The organism is Erythrobacter sp. S227 (genome assembly GCF_057364925.1).
Map to the genome: position 1 here is coordinate 1,319,612 of NZ_CP200280.1, position 23,983 is coordinate 1,343,594.

General features: G+C 58.1%; 30 protein-coding genes. 10 read left to right on the plus strand and 20 right to left on the minus strand.

Annotated features, from left to right (window positions below; translation table 11 throughout):
• The first annotated feature begins 147 nt into the window (after positions 1-147).
• On the plus strand, positions 148-801 hold the full coding sequence (locus tag AC0V6Q_RS06350) for a hypothetical protein (RefSeq protein ID WP_486167554.1): 654 nt from the start codon (positions 148-150) through the stop codon (positions 799-801).
• Positions 802-809: 8 nt separating this feature from the next.
• On the opposite strand, the gene AC0V6Q_RS06355 is transcribed toward AC0V6Q_RS06350, so the two are convergent.
• From AC0V6Q_RS06355 to apaG, 4 genes are read right to left on the minus strand one after another with little or no spacing between them, the layout of a single operon-like run.
• A complete protein-coding gene (locus tag AC0V6Q_RS06355; protein WP_486167555.1) occupies positions 810-1,277 on the minus strand; it encodes an acyltransferase in 468 nt (155 codons plus the stop codon).
• Between the two features lie 28 nt (positions 1,278-1,305).
• Positions 1,306-1,833 carry a GNAT family N-acetyltransferase gene (locus AC0V6Q_RS06360; RefSeq protein WP_486167556.1) on the minus strand — a complete coding sequence of 176 codons (528 nt, stop codon included), beginning with the start codon at positions 1,831-1,833 and terminating at the stop codon, positions 1,306-1,308.
• 4 nt (positions 1,834-1,837) lie between these two features.
• Positions 1,838-2,629: a LysR family transcriptional regulator gene (locus AC0V6Q_RS06365; protein WP_486167557.1), complete on the minus strand. Its 792-nt coding sequence runs from the start codon at positions 2,627-2,629 to the stop codon at positions 1,838-1,840.
• 52 nt (positions 2,630-2,681) lie between these two features.
• Complete coding sequence (gene apaG, locus AC0V6Q_RS06370; protein WP_486167558.1) at positions 2,682-3,086, minus strand: Co2+/Mg2+ efflux protein ApaG; 405 nt, start codon at positions 3,084-3,086, stop codon at positions 2,682-2,684.
• A gap of 76 nt (positions 3,087-3,162) precedes the next feature.
• On the opposite strand from apaG, the gene AC0V6Q_RS06375 reads away from it, so the two are divergent.
• Together AC0V6Q_RS06375 and AC0V6Q_RS06380 are read left to right on the plus strand one after the other, a co-directional pair.
• A complete protein-coding gene (locus tag AC0V6Q_RS06375; RefSeq protein WP_486167559.1) occupies positions 3,163-3,594 on the plus strand; it encodes an ATPase, T2SS/T4P/T4SS family in 432 nt (143 codons plus the stop codon).
• An 11-nt stretch (positions 3,595-3,605) separates the two neighbouring features.
• Positions 3,606-3,980, plus strand: a complete 375-nt coding sequence (locus AC0V6Q_RS06380) for a TrbC/VirB2 family protein (protein ID WP_486167560.1) — start codon at positions 3,606-3,608, stop codon at positions 3,978-3,980.
• A 150-nt stretch (positions 3,981-4,130) separates the two neighbouring features.
• On the opposite strand, the gene AC0V6Q_RS06385 is transcribed toward AC0V6Q_RS06380, so the two are convergent.
• The 3 genes from AC0V6Q_RS06385 to AC0V6Q_RS06395 all read right to left on the minus strand — a co-directional run bounded on the left by AC0V6Q_RS06385 (position 4,131) and on the right by AC0V6Q_RS06395 (position 6,300).
• Positions 4,131-4,262 (minus strand): hypothetical protein, encoded by a 132-nt coding sequence (locus AC0V6Q_RS06385; RefSeq protein WP_486167561.1) that lies wholly within the window; start codon positions 4,260-4,262, stop codon positions 4,131-4,133.
• A gap of 361 nt (positions 4,263-4,623) precedes the next feature.
• On the minus strand, positions 4,624-5,427 hold the full coding sequence (locus AC0V6Q_RS06390) for an RHS repeat-associated core domain-containing protein (protein WP_486167562.1): 804 nt from the start codon (positions 5,425-5,427) through the stop codon (positions 4,624-4,626).
• A gap of 252 nt (positions 5,428-5,679) precedes the next feature.
• Positions 5,680-6,300 carry a DsbA family protein gene (locus tag AC0V6Q_RS06395; RefSeq protein WP_486167563.1) on the minus strand — a complete coding sequence of 207 codons (621 nt, stop codon included), beginning with the start codon at positions 6,298-6,300 and terminating at the stop codon, positions 5,680-5,682.
• A gap of 113 nt (positions 6,301-6,413) precedes the next feature.
• On the opposite strand from AC0V6Q_RS06395, the gene AC0V6Q_RS06400 reads away from it, so the two are divergent.
• Positions 6,414-7,076 carry a hypothetical protein gene (locus AC0V6Q_RS06400; protein ID WP_486167564.1) on the plus strand — a complete coding sequence of 221 codons (663 nt, stop codon included), beginning with the start codon at positions 6,414-6,416 and terminating at the stop codon, positions 7,074-7,076.
• Positions 7,077-7,402: 326 nt separating this feature from the next.
• On the opposite strand, the gene AC0V6Q_RS06405 is transcribed toward AC0V6Q_RS06400, so the two are convergent.
• The 4 genes from AC0V6Q_RS06405 to AC0V6Q_RS06420 all read right to left on the minus strand — a co-directional run bounded on the left by AC0V6Q_RS06405 (position 7,403) and on the right by AC0V6Q_RS06420 (position 10,704).
• A complete protein-coding gene (locus AC0V6Q_RS06405) occupies positions 7,403-8,917 on the minus strand; it encodes a SulP family inorganic anion transporter (protein WP_486167565.1) in 1,515 nt (504 codons plus the stop codon).
• A gap of 184 nt (positions 8,918-9,101) precedes the next feature.
• A complete protein-coding gene (locus AC0V6Q_RS06410) occupies positions 9,102-9,647 on the minus strand; it encodes a hypothetical protein (RefSeq protein WP_486167566.1) in 546 nt (181 codons plus the stop codon).
• Positions 9,647-10,147: a hypothetical protein gene (locus tag AC0V6Q_RS06415; protein ID WP_486167567.1), complete on the minus strand. Its 501-nt coding sequence runs from the start codon at positions 10,145-10,147 to the stop codon at positions 9,647-9,649. The genes AC0V6Q_RS06410 and AC0V6Q_RS06415 overlap by 1 nt, the downstream gene beginning before the upstream one ends.
• A gap of 29 nt (positions 10,148-10,176) precedes the next feature.
• Entirely contained in the window at positions 10,177-10,704 is a 528-nt protein-coding gene (locus tag AC0V6Q_RS06420) for a hypothetical protein (protein WP_486167568.1), read from the minus strand.
• 100 nt (positions 10,705-10,804) lie between these two features.
• Here AC0V6Q_RS06420 and AC0V6Q_RS06425 point away from each other — a divergent pair, with 100 nt between their 5' ends.
• Complete coding sequence (locus AC0V6Q_RS06425) at positions 10,805-11,656, plus strand: LysR family transcriptional regulator (protein WP_486167569.1); 852 nt, start codon at positions 10,805-10,807, stop codon at positions 11,654-11,656.
• On the opposite strand, the gene AC0V6Q_RS06430 is transcribed toward AC0V6Q_RS06425, so the two are convergent.
• Both AC0V6Q_RS06430 and AC0V6Q_RS06435 read right to left on the minus strand, forming a co-directional pair.
• Positions 11,653-12,870: a trans-sulfuration enzyme family protein gene (locus AC0V6Q_RS06430; RefSeq protein WP_486167570.1), complete on the minus strand. Its 1,218-nt coding sequence runs from the start codon at positions 12,868-12,870 to the stop codon at positions 11,653-11,655. The two genes, AC0V6Q_RS06425 and AC0V6Q_RS06430, sit on opposite strands and share 4 nt — an antisense overlap.
• 13 nt (positions 12,871-12,883) lie before the next feature.
• On the minus strand, positions 12,884-13,462 hold the full coding sequence (locus AC0V6Q_RS06435) for a TetR/AcrR family transcriptional regulator (RefSeq protein ID WP_486167571.1): 579 nt from the start codon (positions 13,460-13,462) through the stop codon (positions 12,884-12,886).
• Between the two features lie 79 nt (positions 13,463-13,541).
• Here AC0V6Q_RS06435 and AC0V6Q_RS06440 point away from each other — a divergent pair, with 79 nt between their 5' ends.
• Both AC0V6Q_RS06440 and AC0V6Q_RS06445 read left to right on the plus strand, forming a co-directional pair.
• Positions 13,542-13,967: a hypothetical protein gene (locus tag AC0V6Q_RS06440; RefSeq protein WP_486167572.1), complete on the plus strand. Its 426-nt coding sequence runs from the start codon at positions 13,542-13,544 to the stop codon at positions 13,965-13,967.
• 53 nt (positions 13,968-14,020) lie between these two features.
• A complete protein-coding gene (locus AC0V6Q_RS06445; RefSeq protein WP_486167573.1) occupies positions 14,021-15,382 on the plus strand; it encodes a phospholipid carrier-dependent glycosyltransferase in 1,362 nt (453 codons plus the stop codon).
• A 1-nt stretch (position 15,383) separates the two neighbouring features.
• Here AC0V6Q_RS06445 and AC0V6Q_RS06450 read toward each other — a convergent pair whose 3' ends face one another.
• From AC0V6Q_RS06450 to AC0V6Q_RS06475, 6 genes are all read right to left on the minus strand, one after another.
• The gene (locus tag AC0V6Q_RS06450; protein ID WP_486167574.1) at positions 15,384-16,475 is read right to left on the minus strand and encodes a glycosyltransferase; all 1,092 of its coding nucleotides are present in this window, start codon (positions 16,473-16,475) and stop codon (positions 15,384-15,386) included.
• Between the two features lie 14 nt (positions 16,476-16,489).
• Positions 16,490-17,554 (minus strand): 3-isopropylmalate dehydrogenase, encoded by a 1,065-nt coding sequence (gene leuB, locus AC0V6Q_RS06455; RefSeq protein WP_486167575.1) that lies wholly within the window; start codon positions 17,552-17,554, stop codon positions 16,490-16,492.
• 10 nt (positions 17,555-17,564) lie between these two features.
• The gene (recO, locus tag AC0V6Q_RS06460) at positions 17,565-18,167 is read right to left on the minus strand and encodes a DNA repair protein RecO (RefSeq protein ID WP_486167576.1); all 603 of its coding nucleotides are present in this window, start codon (positions 18,165-18,167) and stop codon (positions 17,565-17,567) included.
• 10 nt (positions 18,168-18,177) lie between these two features.
• Positions 18,178-20,181, minus strand: coding sequence for a S9 family peptidase (locus AC0V6Q_RS06465; protein WP_486167577.1), 2,004 nt, complete (start codon positions 20,179-20,181; stop codon positions 18,178-18,180).
• Between the two features lie 91 nt (positions 20,182-20,272).
• Positions 20,273-20,524 (minus strand): accessory factor UbiK family protein, encoded by a 252-nt coding sequence (locus tag AC0V6Q_RS06470; RefSeq protein WP_486167578.1) that lies wholly within the window; start codon positions 20,522-20,524, stop codon positions 20,273-20,275.
• Positions 20,525-20,568: 44 nt separating this feature from the next.
• Positions 20,569-21,120: a TspO/MBR family protein gene (locus tag AC0V6Q_RS06475; RefSeq protein WP_486167579.1), complete on the minus strand. Its 552-nt coding sequence runs from the start codon at positions 21,118-21,120 to the stop codon at positions 20,569-20,571.
• 374 nt (positions 21,121-21,494) lie between these two features.
• Here AC0V6Q_RS06475 and AC0V6Q_RS06480 point away from each other — a divergent pair, with 374 nt between their 5' ends.
• Positions 21,495-21,776, plus strand: coding sequence for a hypothetical protein (locus AC0V6Q_RS06480; protein ID WP_486167580.1), 282 nt, complete (start codon positions 21,495-21,497; stop codon positions 21,774-21,776).
• Between the two features lie 137 nt (positions 21,777-21,913).
• A complete protein-coding gene (locus tag AC0V6Q_RS06485) occupies positions 21,914-22,600 on the plus strand; it encodes a DUF6969 family protein (RefSeq protein ID WP_486167581.1) in 687 nt (228 codons plus the stop codon).
• A 4-nt stretch (positions 22,601-22,604) separates the two neighbouring features.
• Here AC0V6Q_RS06485 and AC0V6Q_RS06490 read toward each other — a convergent pair whose 3' ends face one another.
• Complete coding sequence (locus AC0V6Q_RS06490) at positions 22,605-23,369, minus strand: TlyA family RNA methyltransferase (protein WP_486167582.1); 765 nt, start codon at positions 23,367-23,369, stop codon at positions 22,605-22,607.
• A 34-nt stretch (positions 23,370-23,403) separates the two neighbouring features.
• Between AC0V6Q_RS06490 and AC0V6Q_RS06495 the strand changes: the two genes are divergently transcribed.
• Positions 23,404-23,982 carry a hypothetical protein gene (locus tag AC0V6Q_RS06495; protein ID WP_486167583.1) on the plus strand — a complete coding sequence of 193 codons (579 nt, stop codon included), beginning with the start codon at positions 23,404-23,406 and terminating at the stop codon, positions 23,980-23,982.
• The last annotated feature ends 1 nt before the right edge of the window (position 23,983 follow it).

The following is a 23,983-nucleotide window of genomic DNA, read 5'->3' on the forward strand; positions in this document are numbered from 1 at the left end:
TTAGTTTCGACAGGATATTACTTTCACTTACCTGCCTCCAGTACATGTTTCACGAGCATGAGTATTTATAGAGCAAAAGGTTTTCCTACACCCCCATAATCTGCAATATCCCCCGGTCCTTGCCCGCTCTCGCCAAAGGACCGCCTTATGCCGCGCCCCGAAGACCCATTCGACGAGCCCTTTGACCCCGCCGACCTGCCCGAGCCCTTTGCCGAGTACTTCGAAGAGCACCGAAGGCGCTCCGACCCCGCGCACGGCCCTGCACACGGTCCTTCAGCGGGCGACCCCACCATCTGCACGAGGGCGACAGAGCGGCAGGCGACCTCGGCAGTTGCGCATATTGGCTTGCCGCCAGACCCTGACGATCCGCTGCTTCAGTTCGAGCCCTATCGCCACAAGAGCCCGCGCGCGAACTCGATCACGCCTGATCTTCAGCGCGCTTTTGTTGCGCATTTGGCCGCGACCGGGATTGTCACTTCCGCCGCGCTCGCCATCGGGAAATCAATGGAGGCGCTGTATAAGCTGCGCAAAATGCCGGGGGCTGAAGGGTTTGCCGAGGCCTGGGATGAGGCGGCGCAGTGGGGTATCTTGCGGTTGGAGGATTGCGCGATTGAACGCGCAATGGCGCAAGGGCTTTACAACACGCGCGCCAATTCGATGCTGGCCTTTGTGCTAAGCTATCGCCGCGCCGAATGGGTCGATGCAAGCAACCTTGAGGCGGGGCATCCCGTCTATGAAGCTATCCGGCGTGAGGTTTTGGAAGAGTTGGGGCGAGAGCCTGATCCGGTGTCAGGGGATTAGGGCTGGCTTCAGCTTTCCCCATCATCCTCGAACACCGCAAGCTCATGCGGCTGGAGGTTGCCCATGATGCCGTATCGCGCGGTCTTGATATTGCTTTTGAGGATCTTGCCCGGATTGCCTGCGACAACGCTGCGCGCTGGCACGTCCTGTGTGACCACGGTTCCCGCCGCGATGACGCAGTGGTCTCCGACGGTTACTCCGGGAAGGATGATCGCGCCTGCCCCGACAAAGCAGTTGGAGCCGATATATGTGCTGACATGTTGGCGCTTCACAAAATCGTGGGTGAAGATGTGAACGCCGGGGGTCACGATGGTGTAATCGCCAATGTGGACGCCCTTGGGGTGGGTGTAGTCGAGATGGGCTTTGCGCGAGATGCGAACGCCCTCGCCGATCGTCATCCCCCACACACGGCGTAGCCACGCGCGGGTAAACCCCTGACGGGCGACGTAAAGCTGGGTGCGGATACGAGCGAGCATTGTTGTGTGGTGACCCCTAACGCAGCGCTCAGTCAGAGCGCAGCTTGCCGTACCAATAGACGTCGCACATGCCAATATGGGTGGCGTCATGCTCGCGGAAATGCGCCTCTCTGGTGAAGCCGAGGCTTTCAAGGAGGCGGACAGACGGCGTGTTGCGGGTGTCGACTTCGGCGGTGAGCTTGCGGGCACCCTCGGACCAGAGCTGTTCGATGAGGGCCCCGGTGCACTCGCGGGCGACGCCCTTCCCTTGCGCATGCATTGCGACGATGTAACCGATCTCGAACACGGGGCCGTGTGCGACGTCGGAGCCGTGGCCGGGGGTCGCTACAAAGCGGCCGGCGACCTCGCCATTGGCGTCTTCGGCGATCCAGGTGCGGCCATCCCAATCGGGCGCGGCGAACCAGTCCCACAGCTCCTCTTCACTCTCGAACTTGGGGCGGGTTAAGTATAGCGACTGCTGCTCATCGGCCATGGTGGGGAACATCGCGGTCTCATCCCCGCGCCTCAGCGAACGCATGGTGAAACGCGGCGTGGTAAGGGTGGGAACCTCAATCATGACGTCAGCCATCGGTCAGGAACTTGACCAGCGCCTTCACCTTCTTGGAGCGCCACTGCGGCACCGGCGCAACCAGCCAGTATGCGCGCTTGGCCTCCACCGGCTCATCCAAGGCGATCAAGCGCCCGTCTTCAAGAGCGCGCTCTACCAGAGCCAGCGGGAGAACCGTGCGGCCCATCCCTGCAAGCGCGGAACTCATCGCCTGGCCAGCGCTGCTTGTCTTGACGCAAGCCTTGGTCCCCTCAGGCAAACCCGCCTCAGGCCAATCAATCCAGGCATCACGCGCATCGGGAGCGGCAACGCTCACTTGCAATGCGGGGGCCAATTGCACACCCTCAAGCTCTCCCGGCCCAGAGATAAAGCGAATGGCAAGATCAAGGTTAGCCTCGGTAAAGTCGGAGGCTTCATCTGGGGCAAGAATGTATTGCACGCCCGGCGTGCTCGCCTGGAACGGAGCAATCCGCGGTGCCAGCCATGAGGCATAAAACTCGCGCGGGGCCGCAATGGTGTAACGATCGCTCGCCTGCCCCGCCTGCATCGCCGCGACGCTTTCCTCGAACCGCAAAAACCCTTCGCGCAATGGATCAAGCCCCGCCTCACCCTCAGGTGTCAGCTCCAACCCTTTGGACGTTCGGCGAAAGAGCACCACGCCCAGGTGATCTTCAAGCGCGCGGATTTGCTGACCCACAGCCGCCGGGGTCACGGCAAGCTCATCAGCGGCCCGCGTAAAGGACAAATGCCGGGCTGCAGCGTCATAGACGCGCAGGGCGTTCAAAGGGAGGTGCGTACGTTTCACGAGCGCCGACTTAGGTTGCCGAGCCGCTCACCGCAAGCATGCAAACAATGGTTTAGTGCCGGTCGGCTGTCTCTGGCGCGGCGAGAGGGAAAAACGGAATGCGCACTTCCATCTGCGATCCGTCGGCTTTTGCAAAGGTGTAGAACCCTTCCATCGAGCCATGCGTCGTCGTCAATGGACAGCCCGACACATAATCGTGGCTTTCACCCGGCAACAATAGCGGCTGTTCGCCAACAACCCCTTCGCCATCGACATGGTTCACCATGCCGCGCGCGTCCGTAATGCGCCAATGGCGGGTGAGGAGCTTCACCTCTTCGTGAGAGCCATTTTCGATCCGGATATGATAGACCCAGAACCACTTACCCGCCTCTGGGTGCGATTGTTCGGGCAGAAAATTGACCGCGACGCGCACGGTGATGCCTTCGGTAGTGGCTGCGTGTTGGAAGAGCTCTTTCATATCGGTCCCCAAAGTAGCGAGCGCTTGTTCGCCTCACAAGGGTATCAATGCAGATAATCCCCTTAGTATCCCATGAATGCGAGAATTCGTTATGCTGGAGCACACTGCCGAACTTCAACTCGCTCATGAAAATGCCGTAGGCCTGATCGCCGCGCGCGGGGAGCTGAGCGAAGCGCAGATCACGGCGGAGGACTTGCTAATCGCGGCGCTGCGGATGCGGCCTGACCGGATTATTCTGGGGGAACTGCGCGGGGTGGAGGCCTTCACCTTCCTTCGCGCGGGGCTTCACCGGGCACCCCGGCTCCATGACCACCATCCATGCCGACACGCCTGCGAGAGCCCCATAATTTGGGCCATCGAGCAGCTTGCTCTGCTGGTGCTGCAAGCGGGCTCCAAGCTCAGCCGCGAGGACGTGCGCCACTATGTACGCCAGAGCGTTGATGTGTTTGTGCAATTGGAGCGGCGCGGCGGCAAGCGGCGGGTGGCACAAGTGTTGGCGGCGGGTTGATGGAGAGCGTAATGTCGAAGCTGCTGGCCGTGCAGGCGAGCTTGTTTGAGCCGAGCGGTGCTTCGCCATTGCAGGGTGCTGCGGGGTGGATGACCGAACTTTTGCAAGGGCCGCTGGTGGTGACGCTGTGTGTGATTGCTGTGGCGCTGGTGGGGTTTGCGGCGCTGGGTGGGCGGTTGCCTGTGCGCATGGGCGCAAGAGCGGTGCTAGGGTGCTTTGTCGTGCTGGGCGCGCCGGTTATAGCGTCTTTGCTAATGTGGCAGGGGGAGGAGCCTTCGCCGCAAGTGGTTTACCAAGCCGAGAGTGTGGCGAGCGAGCCCGCAAGGCCCGAGCTTCCGCCTGCGGAGTATGATCCTTACTCCGGGGCTTCACTTAGAAGGGATTGAAAGGGTGATGAGAGTGTCTTCGCGAAGGGTTAGCTTCGGTTTGTGAGACAAGTATGGCACACCGTTCAGGGAGAGAAATCCACTCGAATTATTAGCGGCACTTTGATCGGAGTTGGCGATCGAAGTTTTTTCGCTTGGCATTGACGCAGGCTAGTAATTCACGGCGGCGTAGGAAATCCGGCTCGCCTCAACGCCATAGAGGTGACGCCGGTCGAGTTTGCGGTGATAAGGCTGTTTGCCACGCTGGACGCGCCCATGGTTGCCTCTGGGCTGCTCAGCCACACGCAGGCTCTTTATCTCGGGCCAGTTACAAGCTTTGGGTGCAGTGATCGGATCTTTTAGTCTCGGACCAGCGCTTCCTTGCTTTGAGTTCGACTGCGGTGTTTCACTAGCGAAGGATAATATAGAGTGTAGAGCTTATAGAGCACCGTTATCAGTCGACTCTTCACCCTTCTTTTTCTGGCGCGTGAAGTAAAATCCAATGGATCCGATAACTATTGGAAGCAAATACCAAATATAGAAGTCTCTGTCCGAGATAAGAGGAGCAAAGTTCAGCGAGAGAATTGCAAGGGTATACGGAAAAAGAAAGACCACCGGCAAAATTATCAGCTGCCCAAGAATAACGGTTCTAAAGAAATTCACATCAACAATTCCCGTCATTTACATTACAAATTTCAACTGTCGTTTTTTGCTTCAGACGCGATCCGGTCCTCTGCGTTGACGTTGAAGCAGTAATGCTTCCAGTGTCGGCGTTAAAGCGTAAAGTCGCCCCCGCGCCGCCATACGTAATTGCCTGGCCAAGAGTAGAGTCCGATAACGTACTTGTACTGACACCACCGCTCTCAAGTTGACCAACAAGCCCATTTAGTTGCCTGACAGCCCCCCCTAATGCACCAAGCGAAGCCGTTCCGGCGGATCCCGCGAAACCTGTCCCAGTCACCACTCCAACTCCTGAACTGAATGTACTTCGACCTGCCACATAAGCTTTGTTGTCGAAAACGAACTCCCGTGCAATCTTAGCAGCTTCAGATACATTGTTAGCTACGTAACTCTGGCCTCTCGAAAAAAGTGCATCGACGAGTTTTGCTCGATTCTGTGCGGCAACCCCTCGAAGGCCAATTCGGTTCACATCATGTTCTATTAATGCACCAATATCCTGAGGAACAGCTACAAGTCCTCTAACAAAATCCGCGCATGATCCTGTACAGTCGTAGGTGAGTGCCTCGAAACCTCGTATGTTTCCAGTTCTCAAATCCATAGCTCTTTCGCTTTGGTTTCCGCTCGGATCAATCCCATTAATCGGGTCATTCCCGACATAGGCGTAGAGGTTGTACTGGTCCTCATATCCGATGGGGTCGGTTTGGAGGAAGCGTCCGAGCGTTGGCGAGTAGATGCGGGCTTTGTAGTAATAGCGCAGGCGACGGCAGCGCCGGGGGCGCTGCCCCAAGCCGAGCCCCAGCTCTGGCAGCCACGCCTGCGCTTGCTTCTCGAAGTGCCCCCGGCACTTGCTGCGAGGCGCGCTATACCGAAACCGCCCCCTTGGTCGCGATGTCATTGCCACTGGCGGCGAAGGTGAGAGGCTTGCACCGGGATCACCTACCGGCAAATCCGGGTACGCATCGTTATCCTGAAATGAATTCAGGATGACGAAGGTGTTTGAGGCAATGTCGACACATTGGGTACAGCGCCGTGCCTCCCCTCACCCCTTCGCCAATTCCTCTTCGATCTGTCCCGAGCGTTCCTTGCCAAAGAACATTTCAGTATCGCCGCCCTTCGGTCCTACGAACATCGTGGGGATGCCAAAGCCGCCGCGCTCCACCGCGTGGGAGGTATTAGCAACCAGTCCGTCTTTGACCTCTTGGCTTTGGCTGCGCTCGAACAGGTCCTTTGCATCAAATCCCGCATCAGCGACCGCTGCGCCAAGGCTTTGCGGGTCAAGCACGTCGACGCCCTCTTCCCAGATCGCAGGAAGCATCATGTCGACAAATTGCACCCCGCGCCCGTCTTGATCGGCTGCATAAAGCATGCGCTGCAAGGTGATGGAATTGAACGGAAACTGTGGGTGCATTTTGAACTTTGTCAGGTTGTGGCGGGCGATGAAGCGGCTCATCTCAAGCATGTCGTATTCGACCTTGCCCTTCACATCCTTGTTGCGGATCATCGGGGGCGCATTGCCGGTCAGCTTGTGCATTCCTCCAAGGAAAACCGGCGTTACATCAAGCTCTGCCCCGGTGCGCCGGACCACTTCGCGCAAAGGCCCCCAGATCAGATAGGCATTGGGGCTAACGAAATCGAAAACAAGCTCAACGCGATTGGCCATATGGTCTCTCCTTCTGAGCGCCGACGCGTTACATAGAGCAACCGGTTTGGCAAGCGGTCGCGGCCCTTCGTGCTGGCAACTCTTTTTAAGGCTTGGTCGACTAAGACGTTCTTATGAATGAAGAAGACATCACCCGCCGCCTCAAGATCAGTCCGACTGCTGAATCGGGCTGGCACAACCGCGAGAAGAACTCCTTTCGCGGAATTGCAACGCGCACGAACCTGCGCGCTTTCACCGCTGGCGGGGTCAATCAGGACTTTCTCGACGAGATTTGCGAGCTCACCCGGCTAGAGACACTCAGCCTGCTCTACCCCATGACCGCGACGTCGCTTCATGGGTTGGTCAAGCTGCAGAATATCAAGAATCTGCGCCTCGATTCCCCGCACAAGATCGAGGATTTCTCGCCTATCACCAAGCTCATGAACCTCGAAGTGCTTGAGATCGAAAACGCGAAGCGTCTGTACAATCTGGACTGGCTTGTGCCGCTAAAGGATCGTCTGAGAAGGCTTGGCCTCGACGGTTCGATCAACACCTATCAGAAGCTGGAAAGCCTCGCCCCGCTCGAGGGCTTTGCCTTTGAAGAACTGTCACTGACCACGGTCAGCCTCAAAGACAAAGACCTCTCGCCACTGTTAAACTGCAGCAACCTCAAAAGCCTACGCTGCGCAAAGGCAGTCTCGACCTTCGACGGTTTTATGGCGTTTGCCGAAGCGCGGCCCGATATCGAATGCCGGTGGTTCTCGCTCGATGAATGGCCGGGTCGCAAAAAGCGCTAGGTCGCGAAAGAAGAGCTTTATCGAAGCCAAATCCAGCGCCAAGCCGGTGCAGTCTTTCCGCGCAAGAAGGCAATGTGATGGTGCACCGGGTAACTCTAGTTAAATTCGCATTGAGCGCATTCCTCGCACATTCCTTAGGACAGATGTAAAATAATGTCTCGGTGCTGTCCAAGAGGTGGCACCGGCTGAAGGCCACAAAAGTCGTTCCGACTGTCCCTTAAGAGACCTTCGACAAGGGGCAGATGTGCTTGGGAGCCGGGGTGCTACGCCAATGCGTCGGCCCCGGCTCTTTGCATTTCTTACGCAAAGATCACCGTGACGCGCCCTTAATGAGGGGCGAGACCAAGCTCCAGACCGGTGCGATCTTCCAGTGCAAACTTGTCGAACAGGTCAGCGCTCGCCGAGTTAAGGCCGACAACGCGCGTGTGACGGCCATTGCGGCGCATGCGTTCGACCACTTTTTCAAGCGCGCCGATGGCCGAAATGTCCCAGAAATGCGCTTTGGAGACGTCGATCACGACATTGTGCGCGGCATCCTCAAACTGGCTTTCGGGGCCAAGCATATCCTGAAACTTCTCGACGCTTGCGAAGAATATCTCGCCTGTCACCACATAGACCGCGCTATGGGGGCGGCGCACACGTTCGACGGTGAAGAGGTTTTTGACCTTCTGCGCAAAGAAAATGCCTGAAAGAAGGACACCAACCAGCACGCCCATCGCAAGGTCATGGGTCCAGACGACAACCACAACCGTCGCCAGCATCACAACCGAGCTGCTGGCCGGGTGACGGCGAAGGTTGGGGATCGAGTTCCAGCTGAACGTCCCGATGCTCACCATGATCATGACCGCGACCAATGCGGGCATCGGCACTTGTCCCACATAAGGGCCAAGCACTGTGAGCAAGAACAGGAGAAACGCGCCGGCGGTAAAGGTCGACAAGCGCCCTCGTCCGCCGGAGGCAACGTTGATCACCGACTGGCCAATCATCGCGCAGCCGCCCATGCCGCCAAAGAAAGCCGCAACGATATTGGCAATGCCTTGGCCTGCACCCTCGCGCTGTTTGTTGCTGTCCGTGTGGGTCATGTCGTCCACGATCTGCGCGGTAAGGAAGCTTTCCAGCAGGCCAACCGCCGCCATCGTTGCCGAATAGGGTGCAATGATCGTCAGGGTTTCCCACGTCAGCGGCACGTCCGGGAACGCAAAGGTTGGAAGGCCGCTTGGAAGCTCACCCTCGCCCGCGACATTGTTGACCGGAAGGCCCCAATAGACAGTCGCAGCGGTCAGCAGAACGATCGCTACAAGCGGGCTTGGCACAACTTTGGTGATGCGCGGGAAGCCATAGATGATGGCAAGACCTACCGCGACCATGGCCCATGTCCACGGGCCCACGCCCTCATTACCCGGCATAAGCTGGGGTATCTGAGCCATAAAAATCAGGATCGCGAGCGCGTTGACGAAGCCGGTGATCACGCTGCGAGACACAAATTGCATCAGCAGGTTGAGGCGTAGCACCGCTGCCATCCCCTGGAAAATGCCCATCAGGATGGTCGCGGCGAAGAGATACTCCACGCCGTGATCACGCACCAAGGGTATCACCACCACAGCGACAGCCGCCGTCGCAGCCGAAATCATGCCCGGACGCCCGCCTGTAAACGCAATCACCATCGCAATTGCGACACTGGCATAAAGACCAACGCTCGGATCAACGCCTGCAATCAGGGCAAAGCCGATTGCCTCGGGGATCAGCGCAAGCGCAACAACAATCCCCGCAAGGATATCAGCGCGTGGCTGAGCCAGCCAATCGCGGCGAAAAGTGTCCGCGAACGTAGCGGTTTGGGTCATTGAAGCGGTGTCCTGATGTCTTTTGTGACATCGAAAGAAATGCCACTTTAGGTGATGCGAGCCTCTAGGCGTTTACGCTGCAATGCACAAGAACGGCTATCAGCGCTCGGCCTCATTGTATTTGATGGAGCCTCGGCAGACCGTGCTTTCATTTCGCCCCGTCAAAATCGGGTATCGGGGATCTCTAAGGGCCCGAAGCTTCCATCCCGAGAATATCGCGCGCAGTCTCGGGCGCCGCTTCTTGCGGCGGTTCGCATCCTTTTCCGGCGGCATAACCTTTCAAAAAACTGCGCCTTGCAACGCCCGCATATATCGCCGCCTCCCAGCGTTTCCTTTCTGCCCTTGCGCCAGTAATCCGGCGCACAATGCCGCGAAAGGGGATCATTCCTCCCAAAACATCACCGCCAACCTGAAGTCCGCGATTGATTAGCCCTTTGCCCTCTGCCGCTTCATTGGCATCCGGGCCAAGGACCGCATCAAGCCTTGCTATTTCGCCGAAAACGGCATCGCATCCGGCGACTTCGGTGAGATTATACGGCTCCTCTTGCGCAAGCGCGAGAATCAAAGGGATCTCTTTAGAGCGCAGGTTGAGATCGCTTAGCGGCTGCGTCACAGCATCAACCGCGTCTTCCCCGATGCTATCTTGCTTCGCACCGCTTTGCGCATGAGCGGTGGCGGCAGTTAGCAGGGATAGGGTTAGGCCAATAATTGTCAGCTGGGTGTATCGCATCACGCCGGTTGCCTCTTCTTTTCGGCGTCTTGCACGCTCCCGGCATCGGCCTTCAGCAATTGCAGCTCGCGTTTAAGTTCTGCTTTGTCGGTCAGACGCGCCAGCCCGCTGTTGGTTAGACCTGCCAATGCAATCCCGCCGTGCACTATAAGCGGGATCATCGCGCCTTGCTGAATGAGATTTGCGGCAAGGCCGGACAAGCCGACGAGCATCAGAAACTCTGCTGAAAAGATCGTCAGGACCCGTATTCTGAACAGCCCGCCAATGAAAAGCAGTCCGCCAAACACGGCCCATTGGATGGCAATAATCTGTGTCGCGACCCCACTTTCAAACCCGGTCATCGGATTGACAAGGATGGGAGCGAAGAGCTGCGTCAAACCCAGCCCTGCTACAAACATAGCAGTAACTGCGGCAATATGATCGACCGCGCCACCGTGCTTCACCGGCTTTGACGCTGGTCCGCGGGGGATCGGCGTGGCTTGGGTGTTGTTTACAGACATCTCTTCTCTCCCTTAAAAAAGCGTACGGCCTAAAGGCCAGAACGGCGACGGCTGGCGCGCTCGGCTTCGGCTTTCAGGGCCCGGCCCTCTTCGATTTTCGCCTCGGCCTCTTTGACTGAATCCTGCGCGTCGTTTTGACGGTCTTGTGCCTTTTCAAGATCGCGCGCACCTTTCTGGCTGCGCTCGGAAAACTTGTCCCAATCAGACGCAAGGCGCTCGGCTTGCTTTACCCAGTCACGTGCCTCGTCGGCGTTGCCAACAAACGGGCGCGAGGTGAGGCTTTGAAACGCCGCTTGGGCGTTTTCAGCCCGACTGAGCGAAGTGTCACGCAGGTCTTGTGCGTTCACAACATCGGCGCTGTATTTCACGAGGTCGCGCTGTGCTTTTTGAAGTTCTCCCAGACCCTCCGCTTCGAGCTGATTGCCGCGATCCCAGTTTTTCTGGAATTCGCCCGATACGATGATGCCGGCAGAAGCCTGCTCGTCTTGAGCGAAAGCGACCTGAGACACTGTAAGCGAGGCGAGAACAAGTCCTGCTGCAACTGCAAAAGTTTTCATCGGTAATCTCCTTCAATCTGTTGGAGAACCGTCTAAACCCAGATTTATGTTTTGAAAAACGCGATTGTCTGAATTTTGTTTTCGGTATATCCGAATTGAAATGGACATCACAACCTTTCGAACCTTCCTCGCTGCAGCGGCCACGGGCAGCTTTTCTGGCGCTGCACAGCGCGTGAACGCGAGCCCTTCGAGTGTCACGGAACGGATCAAACAGCTTGAATATCGCCTCGGCACAAAGCTGTTCATTCGCGACAAGCGCGGGTGCGAGCTAACGCCTGCGGGCGAGAAATTCATGGGGCCTGCGCGCCAGGCAGTGCGGGCATGGGAGGTGGCGCGCCACGAGGTTTCCCTGCCTGAAAGCTTCGAACGCTCGCTTTCATTCGGCGGGCAGTATTTCTTATGGGATCGCCTGCTTTTGGGTTGGCTTGACGAGGTGCGCGAGGCGGTGCCGGATTTGGCGCTTCGCGTAACCGCGGGCGCATGGGCAAGGCTCAACCGCGATTTGGCGGAAGGGGTTTTGGATATGATCGTTGTTCACGACCCGGTTTTCCGCCGAGACATCAGCGCTGAGCGTCTGTTCGAGGACCAGCTGATCCTTGTGACGGCGGGCGATCCGACAAGTTGGAAAGAGGATTTTGTGCGGGTCGACTGGGGCCGCTCAATTGGCCTCGAGATTGCCGCCCGCCTTGGAATAAGGCCGCAGTCCGGCCTGGTCCTTGACCTTGGGCAAAGGTCCGCCAAATGGCTCATTGCCAATGGAAAAGCAGGTTACATGCCTAAGTATCTGGTGACGCCGCTTTTGGAAAACGGTGATCTGGCCGCAATCGAAGACGCACCGGGTTTTGATTTTCCCGCCTATGTTTGCTGGCGCGAGGGTGTGGATCCCGACCTTGCGCAAGAGGTGGTCGAGAGCCTTCAAAACAGCTCCCCGACTTCGCAAAGCGCGCATTAGAGACCAGCCACAGCGAGCGCCCCGTCCATATCCTCGATCAGGTCCTGGATATCTTCAAGACCCACATTGATCCGCAAAAGCCCTTCGGCGACGCCCATTTCGGCGCGGCCTTCCTCGCCCATATTGGCGTGGGTGGTGCTGGCCGGGTGGCACATCAGGCTGCGCGCATCGCCGATGTTGTTGGAGATGTCGATTAGCTCAAGCGCATCGAGGATTTGAAACGCGCGCTCACGGGTCCGCACGTCAAAGGCGAAGATCGGGCCGGTTGCGTCCATCTGTTGAATCGCAAGCTCGTGGCGCGGGTGGCTGGGGAGCCCGGGATGCTGCATCACCCCGCCTGCCTTCACAACGCGCGGCTCCAGGAATTCGCCCAATTGAACCGCATTGCGGCTTTGTTGATGGGCGCGCAAGGATAGCGTCTCGAGCCCCTTGTGCACCACCCATGCGTTGAACGGCGAGATGTTGGGGCCGGTGTTGCGCTGGAACGGCAGGAGCGTCTCGTTGATCCACTCTTCGCTCCCACAAACCGCGCCAGCGAGCACGCGGCCTTGTCCGTCCATAAGTTTGGTCGCGCTGTAGGCAACGACGTCTGCGCCAAACTCCATCGGGCGTTGCAGCACTGGCGAGGCAAAGGCGTTGTCTACCACCGTGGTGATCCCGTGCGCCCGCGCCAGATCGCAAACGAATTGCAGGTCAACAATGTCGAGCGTGGGGTTTGCAGGGCTTTCGAAGAAGAAGACCTTGGTATTGGGCCGGATCGCAGCTTCCCACGCGGCATTGTCGGCGCTGTCGATGACGCTAGTTTCAACACCAAAGCGCGGCAGGAGATGGTCAACCAGCCAGCGGCACGAACCAAAGGCCGCGCGCGCGGCGACCACATGGTCTCCGGTCGAAACCTGACACAAAAGCGCCGCAGTCATCGCCGCCATTCCGCTGGCTTGAGCACGGCAGGCCTCTGCGCCCTCCATCAGAGCAATCCGCTCTTCCAGCATCGCGACGGTCGGGTTTTGCAGGCGCGAATAGGTCATGCCTTGCGCCTCGCCTGCAAACCGGTCAGCAACCGTCTGCGCGTCCGGGTAGGTATAGCCAGAGGTGAGGAAGAGCGCCTCGCTCGTCTCACCATGCTCGCTGCGCCAGGTGCCGCCGCGCACCGCCTGCGTTTGCGGTCGCCATTTGCGCGTCGCGGCGCGGTCCATGCCAGTGGTCTTTTTCATATCGAGCGCGGGCTTAGTCAGTCGCAGGGTCGCTCGCAAGCTTGCTTGCACGAAGCCCCTTGCTTGCGGTGTCCCCGTGCCCGACTGTTTGCAGCATCAAAGTGCCCTCCAACAAGGTCAGCAGATAGCGTGCACCGCCTGCGGGATCGGGGTCGCCTTCGGGCATTTGCTTCTCAAAAAACGCAAGTTGATTGGTGATCATCGCTTCGGCTGCTTCTTTGTAGCCCGGTGTCCCGCGCGCAGAGCCTGCAACGATTTCCCACCAAAGCACCATAAAGGGCCGCATCATCGGCTGATTGCCAAGAGCCAGAATACGCTCGAACGCCTCTTGCCGCGTGGCTGGTCGTTCCGCGCCGAGCGCCATATCAAGAGAGTTGGAATAGACCCCGGCGATGTAATCCAACAGGTCCGAAAGAAGCGCTTCCTTATTGCCAAAGTGATAGATCAGCATCCGGTCGCTGGTCCCTGCCGCTTTGGCCAAAGGGCGCAAGGAGGCGCCATCCAGCCCATGCTCGAGCACATGGGCCGCAAGCTTTGGCAGCAGCGTCTCCTTGGTCATCTGGGTTTTGGACGAAGCGTTTTGGGCAGGCATGAATTGGCTCTTGTAGCAGACGCTACATTGCGCTAACACAGCGAATGTAGCAAGTGCTACATAACATGGAGTGACCGAGATGGACTATCTGCAAATTCTATTCTTCCTGATTGTTGGCGGCGCTGCCATTGGAGCGGTTTACATTCTCACGGCCCGTCCAACAAAGGGTATACCGCTGCTCGCCGCTCTGCTGGCTGGATTATTCGGAGGCTACACCGCAATTCAGATCGCGCAAGAAGGCGTGGTCACGTTCTACACCAACCACTCCCAGAACCTGACCGGCATTCAGGTCTGGTGGGACCTTGTGATGTGCGTGGTGATTGCGTTTTTCTTCATCCTGCCGCGCGCGCAAAAACAGAATATGAATATTGTGCCCTGGGCCCTTTTCGTCTGCACGACGGCCAGCATTGGACTTCTGGCTATGTGTGCCCGCTTGTTCTGGCTCGAGAATGCGGCGGATGAAGCGCTCACAAATCAGACAGGCGCTGCACATTCTGCGACATAAATCCAAACACCCACTTGCCCATCGGCGGGAGCTTGCCTTAAGCCTCCGCCGCAATGGTTCGCGAAAACTCCTTTGAAAATCTGGACCTTGAGGGCGAGCCGTTTCAGGGCGCCGTCATTGGCTCTCCTATTCAGCCCAATGATCCCTGGGTATGGAGTTTGGCGATTTGCGCTGTTTTTGCAGGCCTCGCCAGCATCCGGCTGACCATCCCGACCACCCCGCTGTTTGACGAGGTCCACTATCTGCCCGCTGCGCGCGACATGCTGGCGGTTTGGGATGGCGGCGAGGCGATTTATCGCAACAAAGAACATCCTCTCCTTGGCAAGACGCTGATCGCGCTTGGCATGGCGCTGTTCGGTGACAATCCGCTCGGGTGGCGGATCATGTCGCTTATCGCGGGGGTAGTGGCCGTGGGCGCATCCATGCGGGCCATGTGGCACGCAAGCGAAGACCGCTTTGCCACACTCGTCTTCGGGATCCTGCTGGTGACGGGATTTCACGTTTTCATCCATGCTCGAACCGCAATGCTCGACATCTTTATGGTGAGCGCCCTTGCAATCGCCTCCTGGCAGTTTGCCGCCGCTATTCGAAAACCCGAACAAGGGCGATGGCGGCTGGCACTTACCGGTATTGCGATCGGGCTTGCCTTGGGTGCCAAATGGAACGCGTTGCCGCTTGCTCCGGTGTTTGGCCTTGCCTTTTTTGCCCTGCGCCTCTCCGCTGGTCGCCGTCGCCTTTTGTTTAGCCGCAGAGGCGCACCGGTACCGGGCATCAGCCTCGTCGAAGCCTTTGTGTGGCTCGGTGCTCTCCCACTGGCGGTTTACGGGCTGACGTTTGCGCCGGGATATTGGCTTGGCACCCAGAGCGAACCTTCCTTGCTTGCGCAAAATGGCATCATCGCATTCCACAGCGAAATCCTCTCGCTGCAGCGTCAGGTTCTGGACCCTCACCCCTATCAAAGCACATGGGATCAATGGGCGCTCAACACCCGTCCGATCTGGTATCTGTACGAAGACGTCGATGGAGCACGCCGCGGCGTTCTCTTGCTCGGCAATCCGTTGACCATGTTATTGGGGCTTCCAGCGGTCCTTTGGTGCCTTGGTAGAGGGCTTCAAAGCAAAGACCCCGCAAGGCTCGCCGCGGTCGCCGGATATGCGGTAAGCCTTGGCTTCTGGCTGATCGCGCCGAAACCTGTGCAGTTCTACTATCACTACACCATCCCGAGCATGTTCCTCCTCGGGGCCCTGGCTCTTACGCTTAGCGATGTGCGAAGCGCCGGATGGCCCAAGGTAAGCCTTGGTGTTCTGGCCGCGAGTATCGGCCTCTTCGCGTGGTTCTTCCCCATCCTCTCTGGTGCCCCATTGGCAACACCGGACACGTTCAGGGACTGGATGTGGCTCGACAGCTGGGTGTGAGCTAGAACCGCCCCCAGACAAAGCGGCTGGACAGCGCGTAGTTCCAGACAGACCCCACAAGTATCCCGGCAAGCGCCGAGGCGAGCCAGAACAATCCTTGTGCTTCCAGCAGGCTTGCGACAGCCACATTGGCAAGCGCGCCGACCGAGCAGGTGATGCAAAAGCTCACCCACCCTCGGAAAAAATCGCCCCATCGCTTTAGACGCCGGTCGCGGTAGGTTAGCCAATTGTTGAGCCAGAAGTTGAAGCTCATCGCGGCCACCACGGCGATTGTCTGACTGAACGCAAAACCTTCGCCAGCAACGATCAGAAGCGCATAAAGCACCGCCAAGTGGACCACGACGCCCAATGCGCCAACGGTTCCAAACAGGGCAAAGCGGGTGGGGATCACGCGGCCAAGTGTCTTGTCATAAAGCCCTGCGAGAAAATCGAACAGCACCGCCCGGTCAAGCTTGCTCTCCCCTTCGCGGCGCGCAGCGAATTGAAGCGGGAACTCCTTCACTTTCATAGGCGCATCGGCAGTCGCCAACAGGTCGAGGAGTATCTTGAATCCGATCCCTGATAGGCGCGGAGCAAGCGCGCGCGCGGTGGGCGTCGCAAGCATGAAATAGCCGCTCATCGGGTCGCTTAATTGAACCCCGGTGATCCACCGTGCCGCTTTATTGGCGAGCGTGGAAAGGCGTTCGCGTTCGGGCTGCCCCCAGTCAGACGTGCTGGCGCCTTCGACAAAGCGGCTGGCGACACAAATCTGCGCGTCACCTGCTTTGAGCGCAGCGAGCATATCGGACAGAAGCGCGGGGTCATGTTGGTGATCGGCGTCCATCACAGCGACATATGGCGCAGCGGTGGCGCAAAACCCCTCGATGGCTGCACTTGCAAGGCCGCGCCTGCCAATACGTTGGATCACCCGGATACGCGGGTTGTCCAATGCAAGCGCGCGCGCTTCATCCGCCGTGCCATCTTCGCTGTCATCATCGACAATCAGCACTTCCCAGCCCGTACCACCTAAAGCGGCTGCAATCCGTTCCATCAAAGGGGCAAGATTGCCGCGCTCGTTCAGCGTCGGAAGGATGATCGCAAGCTCCAGGGACATAGCTCAGATGCGCGTCAAAGCCGCTCGCGCACTGCCTCGCCAATGGCCTGTGTACCGTGGGTGCCGCCAAGGTCACCGCCGTGGATACCATCCGCCAATGCGCTGGCCACGGCCGCTTCGATACGGGCCGCTTCCGCCTCAAGGCCAAAGGAATGGCGCAGCATCATTGCCGCTGAAAGGATCGTTGCCATGGGGTTGGCCTTGCCCTGCCCCGCGATATCAGGCGCGCTGCCGTGGATGGGTTCGTAAAGGCCAAACAAGCCGTTTGCCGTCTGGCGCTCACCCATGGATGCACTTGCCAGTAGGCCGATAGAGCCCACCGCCGCGCTCGCCAGATCGGACAGGATATCGCCGAACAAATTGCCCGTCAGGATAACGCCAAACGCACCCGGATTGGTGATGATCTGCATTGCGGCATTATCGACATACATATGGTCCAGCGTGATATCAGGATGCGGGGCTGCCGCCTTGATAACCGTGTCGCGCCACACCTGACTGGTTTCCAGAACATTGGCCTTGTCGACGCTGGTCACGCGGTGTTTATCATCGCCTGCACGCGCCGTGCGAAAGGCGACGTGGGCGATGCGGGTCACCTCTTTTTCAGAGTAGGACATCATATCCCACCCCTCCTGGCTGCCATCTGCGCCAATGCGCGTGCCCTTGTCGCCGAAATAGACATCGCCATTAAGCTCGCGCACGAACATCATGTCGATTTGCGCTGCTTTTTCCGGGCTCAGCGGGGAAAGATGCTCAAGGCCGGGAAACACTTTTGCCGGACGCAAATTGGCGAACAGCTCCAACTCCTTGCGAAGGCCCAGGATCGCCTGCTCGGGGCGCAAATGCCTTGCAAGTCCATCGCAGTCGGGATCACCCACCGCCCCAAACAAAACCGCATCGGCTTCGCGCGCCATCGTCAGCGTTTCTTGCGGTAATGGATGGCCGTGACGCTTGTAAGCCATGCCGCCCACATCGGCGTCAAACAGCGTAAGGCCCGGCAGCGACAGCGCTTCGAGCACCTGAACCGCCTCGCGTGTTACCTCAGGACCAATTCCGTCACCTGGCATAACTGCAATTTTCATCGGGGCACCCTCATTCGATCATCCGTTTAAGCCGCTCTCCCAAAGCGGTTCGAGCGGCCATAACATCGCGGGGACTGCCTGCAAGCAAGTAGTCCCGGATTGGCCGGTGAAGCCCTCGAAAAGCTTCAAATTGTTCACCGAAATCTGCAACCATGTCAGGTTTCGCCCCCCCATAACCCAATTCACGCAACAGCATTGCTTCAAAGCCGACCATCCCTGCAAGCCAGCCACGCGCGCTGGGCGCTGCGCAAATCGCGTCAAGCAATGCGTCCAGCGCGGTGTAGAGCGAGGGGTAGGGATTGCGTTCTGGCAGTGTGCTAGCCGTGAGCGCGCAGGCCCAATTGATCGCGGCGGCTGGCAATGGCTCCGTCATCCACGGAGCGCGGCTTTTCGCAAGCTCAAGCCTTGCAAATGGCAATTGCCCTTCGAATTTGGAGCGCAATTCAAACTCGACGCCGTTGCCCGGGATCATAATCGGGCCCATCCGCTTTCCCCGACCGCCCGCGACATAGCCAGCGACGAGCCCATGCTCTTGGGTGAGCATCCGCGCAATGCTCGCATTCTCGCCATGAGGACGGCTGGCGATGAGGATGGCGGGTGCGCTCAGATTCATGCTGGCGCGGTCATTCAGGCGAAGTAAGCCCCAGCTTTTCTTCCAAAAACTCGGCCTGCTTGCGGAAATAAAACAGTTGGTTCGAAAGCTTGCGCCAGCCATGGCCCTCATCGGGAATACGAATGAAGGGCGCTTCCACACCGTTGGCGCGCAGGGTCTTCACCATCACTTCTGTTTCGTAAATGTCGATGCGCGGGTCTTGCACGCCGTGGGAGTAAAGCACGGGAACCGTGATCTGGTCTGCTTTGCGAATGGGTGAATTGACCTTGTAAAACTCGCGCCAGCGTTCCTCGGTAATATCGCCATATTCGATTCTGTCCGACGCTTTTAGAGCAGGCGATGCGATCTCGAGCGCGGTGACCCAATCGGCCACGCCAAACAGCGAAACGCCTGCGATAAACTCGCCCGGATATTCGGCCAGCACCGCGTTCACAGCATAGCCTCCATACGAACCGCCCATAACCGCCGCCCGGTCGCCATCGATCAGGCCATCGGTGGCGAGCGCCTGTTTCAGATCGACCAGATCGCGCACGGAATCGAGCCGCTTTTCGCGGTCATCGAGCGTTGAATAGGTCCGTCCAAGACCCGTTGATCCGCGCACATTGGGCTCAAACACGGCCACCCCGCGCGCCACATGATATTGCGCAACCGGATCGAAATTCGGCTGTGATTGGCCTGACGGACCGCCATGGACCGAAAACACAACCGGCGGTGCGTTTTCGCCCTTCTGCGCGCCTGCGGGCAGATACAAAAGCCCCTGCAACTCCACACCGTCGCGCGCGGTGTAGCGTACAACTTGCGGCCGGATCAGGCGGTCTGCATCAAGTCCGGCAAGATTGGCGGAGAAAATCTTCTCACCCGTACCCGCCAGAGGATCAATCATCCAAAGCTCGCCCGGTGTCTGCCATCCATTGACCCGCACCAGGAGTTTGGGATCACTGGTCCCCTCGCAATCGAGCGAATAAGTACCCTCCGGCAATTCGGGTACGATCCGGTCACTGCCATCGCGGCCATTTCTGATCCGCAAGGTGTCAAAGCCATCACGGTTCTCGGTATAGATGACGAGTTCGTTCTGACCCTCGCCGCACACCTCGAGGTTTTCGATGTCGGCATCGGGCGTAGCGATGGTTTGTAAAGCGCCGTTGTCTGCCGAATAGATCGTGTAGGTAGTCAGCGCGCCAAATTCGCGGCCGACATTGGTGGAAAAGCCAATGCTCTTGGAATCCGCCCGCCACTCAAAACCGGCAAGCGTGTGACTTGCGCGGTCCTCCACCGGCGGCTTGGAAATGGTGTTCATTTCGCGGGTGGTGAGGTCGAGCAGGTATAGATTGTCGCCATCCTCGCCCACTGTTTCGGTCACAATCGCATATTTACCATCAGGCGAGATAGAGCGTGCGGCAAGACCAAGCTCGGACTGGACGATCATTTCACTCTCGCCCGACATGGTGCCGCGGTAAATGTCGAAGACACCCGCCCCGCGGGCCGTGGAGGCATAGATAAAGCTGCCGTCAGCTGCAAAGCCGCCAAAGATGCGAAAATCGCCGCGCTTGGCGGGCAGAATTTCGGTCTCGGTCTTCCCGTCAGGCGACAATAGAAAATAGCCGGGTTGTTCATTCCCGTCCCGGTCGGCCGAATAAAACAATCCCTTGCCATCAGGTGTCCACACAGGCGTAGATACACCCGTCTGGAACGTCAGCTGCTGCGGCACTCCGCCGTTTGCAGGCATAACCCAAAGCTCGGATTGGCCGGTCACATCCCATGAAAAGGCAATCGTCTCACCATCCGGCGAAAGGTTTGCAGCCCCCGGACCGCTGGCAAGCAGATAGCGTGCAATATCTGCTGGATATTCACCCGCCCGGCCAAGCGTCACACTAGAACCATCAGGCTCCATCGCCTCGATGGAAAGGTCAGCGCCCTTCGCCCCGCCAAAGCTCTCTTCCTTGCCTTGGGCATGAACAGGGACAGCCACAGCCGCCAAAGCAGCAGCACCGGTCAGCAGGAATGTACGGGTCATATCGGGGTTTTCCTAGATTGCTTGTATGCGCAACCTAATCAAACCAATCCCCGGCGCAATGCCGATTCTCAACAACAAAAGGTGTGACCGGTTATTTCTTGGCGAGCTTCGCTTCGAGCTCAGCCACCTTGGCTTCGAGCGCATCGGCCTGCTCACGCGCTTTTTGCGCCATGGCTTTGACCGTATCGAATTCCTCGCGGCTCACAAAATCCATCCCGCCAAGTGTCTCACGCATGCGTTCACGCGCATTTTCACGCGCTTCACGCGACATGCCGGCAACCGTGCCAGCAGCGCTGTTAGCAAGTTTGACGAAATCGGCGAGCAGCGGGTTTTGACTTTGCATGATCGCTATTTGGAGATCGCTGGCGAAAAGAGCAAGGGGGTTCCCTAGAACTCGACCCGCTCAACCGCGCCCGCTTCGCCCGCATTCGTTCCGCCATCGGGATTTTCGACCATAAACTGCCAATTGAGCACGCTCGCAAAGGCGACCCATGCAAGATAGGGTAGAAGCAGCAAGGCCGCAGATTTGCGAACCCGCGCAAACAGGACGATGACCACTAACAGCGAGAACGTCGTATACACCAGAACACCAAGGCCTGCGGCCATGTTCTGCATGCCGAAAAAGACAAAGGTCCACGAAAGATTACCGATAAAATGGATCGCAAACGCTATGATTGCAATGCCGCGACCGTGCGCGCCCCATGCGCTGGCAACCAGAGCGACGGACAACCCGACCATCACATAAAGGATCGTCCACACGATGCCGAAAGCGGCCGGAGGCGGGAAGATCGAGGGCTTTGTCAGGCTCTGAAACCACAGCGTATCAGGACTGCCCAATTGCCCGCCAAGAAACCCCAGCAGCACGATCAAAGGAACTGTAAAAAGCGACCAGCGGGCAAAACTTGCGCGCAATTGCGCTTTGGAAGCCAGAAAGTTCATCGCGTCTCCTGAAGGACTTCAAATCCTTATGGGGCTTTGGGCCAATCGATTCGCCCGGCCCTTCTCTTGGCGTCATGCGATACACGAGCCAGTTTTTCGTGCAAATGAACCAATCGCGCTAGCGAAACCCCGGCCGTCCTTAATTGGGCCCTGCCGTCACGGGGGCACGTTTGAACGAATAAGGTCAAGATTTTGCCACATTTCGTAAGAAGACCCCTCGCGCTTTTGTCATATTGTGATAGCGTCGCCACATTCTTGCCGTGATTCGGGGCGCTGCGGCACGGAATTATCCTCGCGCTCCAGGTACCAACTGGGACTGGCCTTTCGGGCCTCATGTCTCACTTGAGGGGAACATTTGATGAAAAAGACCAACTTTGCTTCGCTGCTCGCTGTTTCTGGCGGTCTGGCACTTGCAACTGCTGCTTGCTCGGCTCCTGCTGAAGAAGCTGATACAGCTGCTGACGAAACTTCGGTTGAAGAAGTTGCATGTGAAGGCGCTGCTTGCGGTGCTGCATGTGAAGGCGCTGGCTGTGAAGCTGCGTGCGAAGGCGCTGCATGTGAAGCTGCTTGTGAAGGCGCTGCATGTGAAGCTGCTTGTGAAGGCGCTGCCTGCGAAGCTGCATAAGCTAACGCGCGCCCTAAGTTACTGGGCATAACGCGTTTCAATTCGACCGGTGGCAACATTTGTTGCCGCCGGTCGTTTTGCATCTGGGCCATATTTTTGGGCCCATGTGCCGCCACGAATGCAGATTGTAACTGTAACTTTAGCTCTGGCTTGTTAGTACCTGCCAATATGAACACCGCGACCGTTACCAAACCGCCTCTAAGCGCCAAAGACGCTGCTCTTATCGTGATCGAAACGATTACGCAGATGGCTCAGGAACAAAAGCCACTGATGCTGCGCGTTGTGCCAGAGGATGGCGCGACATTCTGGACGCATTATCCAAAAAACGATGCGCGCGATAAATTCTGCAAGGCGCGTTGGTATTATCACGTGCATGCCCCTGGAAACCGCGACAAGGACGAGCACGGACACTTTCACCTGTTCCTGCACCGCACGCAATTGCCCGAAGGTCTGGAGCCAAAGGTGTGGCCACCCCAGGGCGAGGATGCACGCGCGCACGTCACCCATTTGATCGGGTTATCGATCGACACCAACGGCATCCCGCGCAGCTGGTTCACCGTGAACCGGTTTGTGACTAATGAATTTCTTTATCCCGCCGATGTAATGATCGAACATTTGCCTGATTTTGACGTCGACCACACGAAGGAAGACGATCTCGTCAATCGCTTCGTCACGGCAATGGTAGCGCTTTACCGCGAGGAAATCGCAGATCTCCTGCGCGAACGTGACGCACGCCACGAAGAGCTTGTCGCCGAGTTTGGTGATGATGCCTACACCAAGGAAAGCGGCGTTGAAGTTTTGAGCCAGATCCCGATTGATCTCGACGCAAAGCTGAGCTCGCTTGATCTTGAATGATGCGTCAGCTGCGCGTTGCGGAGATCAGGAATTCCACATTGCCTTGAGGGCCGGTAATCGGGCTTTGCACAATACCTTCAATGTGCCAGTCAAGTCCCTCTAACCAATCGCGAACTTCTCCGCATACGCGTTCGTGTAGCGTGCTGTCTCGTACCACTCCGCCTTTGCCGACCTCGTGCTTTTCCACCTCAAACTGAGGTTTGATAAGCGCCACAAGTCGGCACTGCCGCGCCGCCAGTTCAAGCGGTCGCTCCAGCACTTTGGAAAGTCCGATGAAGCTCGCATCACACACCACCAGATTACAGTCCTGTGTAATGTGATCGCGGGTAAGGATACGCGCGCTGGTTTGTTCGAGAACGGTCACACGCTCATCCTGGCGCAATTTCCAGGCGAGCTGATTGGTGCCCGAATCCACAGCGAAGACGTGCGCCGCCCCGCCCTGCAACATCACATCGGTAAAGCCACCGGTGGAGCTGCCAATATCCATCGCGACCGCGCCTGAGACATCAAGTCCGAAGTGCTCGATCGCGTGCGCCAGTTTGATCCCACCGCGGCTCACCCAAGGATGATCGCGCCCTCTGACATCAAGCTCAGCATCGCTCGCAATCTGCTGCCCCGGCTTTGCAATCTTGGTCTCGCCTGCAAACACAAGGCCCGCCATCACCAGCGCTTGAGCACGCGTCCGGCTTTCGGCAAGGCCGCGTTCAACCAGCAGGTGATCCACGCGCGCCTTCTTAGGGGATTTGGGTGATTTTGTCGCTTTAGTCATAGACGTGAAAGGCGTTAGCGCGCATTTAAGCGGCATGAAAGCTGTCTACTTCAAAGCCGCTGGCGCGCTCGCGCTTACATTTGGTATTATCGCCTGTGTTGGAGGACCCGACCTGCCCCCGCCGATCATTGCGCCTACATCCGCTCCTGCACCTGTAGCCCGGCCCGCTCCACCGCCTGCTCCCACGCCTCCTCCGATCGTTCGTGAACCCGTTTTCGAGAACTATCTCGACGCGCCGCAAACGCCGGGCACGTGGAGTTATGCCAATGACGCAGGCGAAACTCTTGCCCTTTACGGTGTGGGTGATGCGTACCGTTTTATCATCCGCTGCGATAAATCATCCCGTCAAATCGGACTTGGCCGCGTCGGCGAAGAGGCATCGTCACCGCCGCGCGTGATGGAGATAAGCACGGAAACAACAAAGCGCACCCTGACGCTTGAGCCGGTTACGGACACTGGGCGACTGGTTGCTGCATATCTGTCACCCAGCGACCCGCTGCTTGACGCGATGGCGATTACAAAGGGGCGGTTTGCTGTCGGGGTTGAGGGTGAGCGCACGCTCTACCTGCCCGCATGGGCCGAAGTCACACGCGTTATTGAGGATTGCCGTTAAA